Annotated in this window: 4 protein-coding genes; 2 read left to right on the top strand and 2 right to left on the bottom strand. The window is 61.5% G+C overall.

Features of this window, described 5'->3' with window-relative positions; translation table 11 throughout:
• Together NUV89_RS27955 and NUV89_RS27950 are read left to right on the top strand one after the other, a co-directional pair.
• Positions 1–270: hypothetical protein (locus NUV89_RS27955; RefSeq protein ID WP_257783863.1), on the top strand; the 270-nt coding region annotated here is incomplete at its 5' end.
• Between the two features lie 28 nt (positions 271–298).
• On the top strand, positions 299–2,245 hold the full coding sequence (locus NUV89_RS27950) for an autotransporter domain-containing protein (RefSeq protein ID WP_257783862.1): 1,947 nt from the start codon (positions 299–301) through the stop codon (positions 2,243–2,245).
• On the opposite strand, the gene NUV89_RS27945 is transcribed toward NUV89_RS27950, so the two are convergent.
• Together NUV89_RS27945 and NUV89_RS27940 are read right to left on the bottom strand one after the other, a co-directional pair.
• The gene (locus NUV89_RS27945; protein ID WP_257783861.1) at positions 2,246–3,154 is read right to left on the bottom strand and encodes an SdiA-regulated domain-containing protein; all 909 of its coding nucleotides are present in this window, start codon (positions 3,152–3,154) and stop codon (positions 2,246–2,248) included.
• Between the two features lie 120 nt (positions 3,155–3,274).
• Positions 3,275–4,201, bottom strand: a complete 927-nt coding sequence (locus NUV89_RS27940) for an SdiA-regulated domain-containing protein (RefSeq protein ID WP_257783860.1) — start codon at positions 4,199–4,201, stop codon at positions 3,275–3,277.
• Positions 4,202–4,420: the final 219 nt, after the last annotated feature.

Here is a 4,420-nt window from a genome sequence, read left to right as displayed (position 1 = left end):
AGGTCGCCAGATCAGTTGACTGACACACCGCATTCGCGAGCAAGCCCGCTCCCACAGTTAATTCGTGCTGACCTGGATATCCATGTAACAAAAACGCTACCTTTCGCAGCACCCCTCGCCAAAATCGTGCGCCAAGTCACGACACTCAACACCGCCGCTGGTATCAAATCCGTTACAAATTACAGCCAGGCGACTCGCCCGTTTAACAATGCGCCAATTCACAATCGCCCAGGGAATGAGGCGCACATTGTGCAAAGGGTCTCGGCTTGAACATCCCCATCACCTCAAGGAAGACCTTGTGATAAAGCCCCTAGCCCTTGCTATCAGCGCGGCCTGCGCCCTGTTGCCGACTCACCTGCTGGCCTACGACTACGGCGAACACGCCAACACCACCCTGGAAAAACTCATCAACGACTACCCCGGCCGTTATCGCGGCACGGCCAACTTCGCCGGGGCCGCCGATTGGATGCAGAGCCAGATGGGCACGGCCTACAGCATCAGTCGCCAAGACTTCACCTGGAACAACGGCAGTCGCGCGTCGCAAAACGTGGTGGCCTACGCCGCCGGCAGCAAACCGCAGTACGTGGTGATTGGCGCGCACTTCGACACCTTCTTCGGCCGCCCGACCCTGCAAGGCCTCGACGACAACGGCTCCGGCGCCAGCGTGCTGACGGAAGTGGCGAAGAACCTCGGCGGCCTGCAACTGGAAAACGGCTTGCAGATCGTCGGTTTCGGCGCCGAAGAGGAAGGCCTGCGCGGTTCCAAGGCCTTCGTTGCCTCGCTGAGCGCCAGCCAGCGCGCGAACATGCTGGCGATGATTAACCTCGACAGCCTGATAACCGGCGACATGATGTACGCCCACGCCGGCCAGAACAGCACGGCCAACCCGGCCTTGGCGTCGTTGCGCGAGCACACCTTCCAGATCGCCAAGGAGTTGAACATCCCGCTGTTCACCAACCCAGGCCTGGACCCGCAATACCCCAAAGGCACCGGCTGCTGCAGCGATGGCGAGCCCTTCGAGCCGCTGAACATCCCGATCCTTTATATAGAGGCCACCAACTGGGAACTGGGCGACCTCGACGGCTACACCCAGACCAACAACCCGAAGATCCCCGGTGGCTCGACCTGGCACGACCCCGCCGAAGACAACAAGGCCGTGCTCACCGACGCCTTCGGCCAGGCGCGCATCGACCAGCGCCTGCGCGACTATTCGCGCTTGCTCAGCCGCCTCGTGCTGGAATTGACCAACGCCGACCTGATGGCCTCCACCGCCTCAGGCGGCGCCGTCGCGCGCAATATGCAGGACAACCTGCAGCGCCAGCACCAGGCCATGGTGCGCCTGCATGACCGGCGCTGGCTGACCTTGCAGTCGGCCAGCCGCGAGGTGGGCAGCTTTGATGGCGAGATCGGCGTGGACGGCGAATACAACCCGGACAGCGGCTTCGACACGGCCCCCAACCCCGAAGCGCGACGCGTGGGCCTGCATGCGCTGGGCGACTATCAGCTGACCCCGAGCCTGAACATCGGCGCCAGCCTCAGCTACCTCAACGGCCGCGATAAGCTTGAGCATCGCGGCAAGCTGGACAGCGACACCTGGCAAGCCGCGGCCTACGCCCTGCTCAACGATGGCGGGCCGAGCTGGCTGGCCGGCGACCTGAGCATCGGCCACAGCCGCTTCGAGTCCAAGCGCAACCTGCTGATCCAGGCGAATGGCGGACCGATCCTGCTCAACCAGCAATTGACCGGCAGCACCGACGCCCTGACCCTGGGCGCACGCGTGCTCGGCGGTTACGACTTTGACTTCGGCGCCATCAAGAGCGGGCCTTTCGCCGGCCTGGACTACAGCCACTCGCGTATCGATAAATTCCGCGAAAAGCAGGACCTGCGCACGGCCCTGACGTACGAAGAACAGTCCTTCGATTCCCTGGAAGCCAGCCTCGGCTGGCGTGTGCGCGGCGCTGTCGCCCTGCCATACGGCCTCAACCTGATGCCTTACGGCGACATCGCCTGGGTCAAGGAACTGGGCGACGGCCGCCTGGACGACCTGCAACTGACCGCCCGCGCCGACGACCAGGCACGCACGGCCAAGCTGGGCTCAGCGGACAAGAGCTTTGGTCGCGCGCAAGTCGGCAGCCAATTGGCGATCACCCCGCAGCTGGGTGTATTTGCCGAGGTCAACGGCCGCCTGGGTCACAGCGAGGGCAGCCAGACCGGCTATTCGCTGGGGGTGCAATGGATGTTCTGATCAGGGCTTCTTGAACACGTAGAACAGGTTCGGCTCACTGGTCAGGTACAGCGTACCGTCATCGTCCATGGCGATCCCTTCGGCCTGCGGCACGCGTTTTTTCAGGCCATGGCGCCCGTTGAGCAGCGACAAACTGCTCAACGGGCGACCGTCGATATCCAGTTCCAGCACCAGGAACGACTCATCCGACAGCGCCAGCAGATGGCCGCTGCGCTCATCGTATTGCAGGCTCGACAGGTCACGCACAAACAACCCGGCATCACGCTTGGGGTTGTTGACCACGTGCACCGAGTAGGTTTTTTCCGGTTTGAAGTGGGGAAACCCGTGGATCTCGTAGATCAGCATCGGGTCGCGCTCCTTGGCCACGAACAGGCGCTTGCCCACCGAGTCGTAGGCCAGGCCTTCAAAGCCCTTGTTGCTGCCGACATGCAGGCCCAGGGTCATCTGTTCCGCATCCGCCGCATCGAGGAATTGGGTGTCGTCGTCCACGTGCACCTTAATCAACCGCTGCTGGCGCTCATCGCTGATGACATAAATGCCTTCGCTGATGAACTCGACCGCCTCGGCATCGCCAAAGCCCACCAGGGCAATGCGCCGCAGGATCTTGCCGTCCAGCGACAGCTCGATCAGCTCGGGGTTTTTATTGGTGACGGTAAACAGGCTTTTGCGCACCGGGTCGAAGGTCAGGGCCGACACGTCGCTGTCGAGGCCTTCGATGACCTGGGCCTCAAGGACTACGCGGTAATCGGCCAGGCCGATGGAGGCCGCGCCGACAGGCTGGCGCCACGCCTGGAGGTTGAACCAGGCGCGCTCGAACAGGCGAAAATGTTGCGCAACCACCCCGGCGCTGACCAAGGCGATCAGCACAAGCATGAAAAGAATAGGTTTGGGGCGGACAAGTCGGCGCATCGGGCGGGCTCAAAGTCAAAAGTGGCGCATGAATATCACGCCCGTCTGAATTTAAACTTAAACGCGCCCTGTTGTCTGGCGAACGCCGTTCTTAGAGAACTATCCGACGTAACCGGTGTGCTATTTCTGCTTTTCGAAGCGATAGAACAGATTCGGCTCGCTGACCATGTACAGGTTGCCGTCTTCGTCCATCGTCACGCCTTCCGCCCTTGGAATGGTGTCCTTGAGCCCGTTGAAACCACCCAACAGGGTCATGAAGCTGACTTGCTCGCCCTTTTCATCCAGCTCCAGCAGCAGATGGGAATCGGCCGACAGCACCAGCAGGTGCCCGGTGCGCGGGTCCACCGCCAGGGCCGACAGGTTGCGCATGTCCAGTTCGGTGCTGGTCAGCTTTTGCTTGTCGCCTGCCAGGGTCTGGCTGCCGTCGCTTTTCCAGGTAAACAGCGCCGGTGGGCGTTCTTCGCCGAGCACGATCTGTTGGTTGCGCTTGTCCCAGGTGATGCCTTCAAAGGCTTTGTTCTGGTTTTTCGACGGGCCCAGGTCATAGCTGGGGAAGTCGGCCTTGTTCAACTGGGTGGTGCTGGCATCGAGCTTGACGATGGTCAGGCTGTGCTCGCGCTCATCGACCACGGCCATCAGGCCGTTTTCCAGGACGGTCACGCCTTCCGGGTTGCTCCAGCCGTTCAACGGCATTTTGCGCAGCACGTCGCCTTGCAGGCTCAACTCGACCAGAAACGGGTTTTTGCCCATGACGGAAAACAGGGTTTTGCTCTGCGGATTGTAGGAGACGTCCGAAGCCTCATCCTTCTCCATCCCCGGCAACAGCTTGCCATCGATCACCGCGTGATAGTCCGGCAGCCACACGCTCTGTTGGCGTTCGGCGGAGGTTTCGAAGCGCTCCAGCACCCACAGCACACCGCGATCGTCCCAGTGCATGGCCCAGGCCACGCCGTAGGAAATCACGCCGGCCAATAGCAGCCAGGAATACCAGCGCAGGGCGAAACGCGAACGCGGCTTGGAGGTACTGCTGGGCAGGGTGACGGCCATGGGGCGCTTATTCCGGAAAGTCAGCGTTAGGTGATAGCACAGGATCAGGAAGCCCGCGCGCAAGAGGCTGAGGATTATCCGGATGGGGTGTGAAAAAAATGCAAAGAACTGGATTTTGCAGACACACCAAAAACCAGTGTGGGAGCGGGTTTGTGTGGGAGCGGGCTTGCTCGCGAAAGCGGTGGATCAGTCAACTAATTCAGCGACTGACACTCCGCA

The organism is Pseudomonas sp. 18.1.10 (assembly GCF_024655625.1).
GTDB lineage: Bacteria > Pseudomonadota > Gammaproteobacteria > Pseudomonadales > Pseudomonadaceae > Aquipseudomonas.
This window is presented reverse-complemented; position numbering and strand designations above follow the sequence as displayed.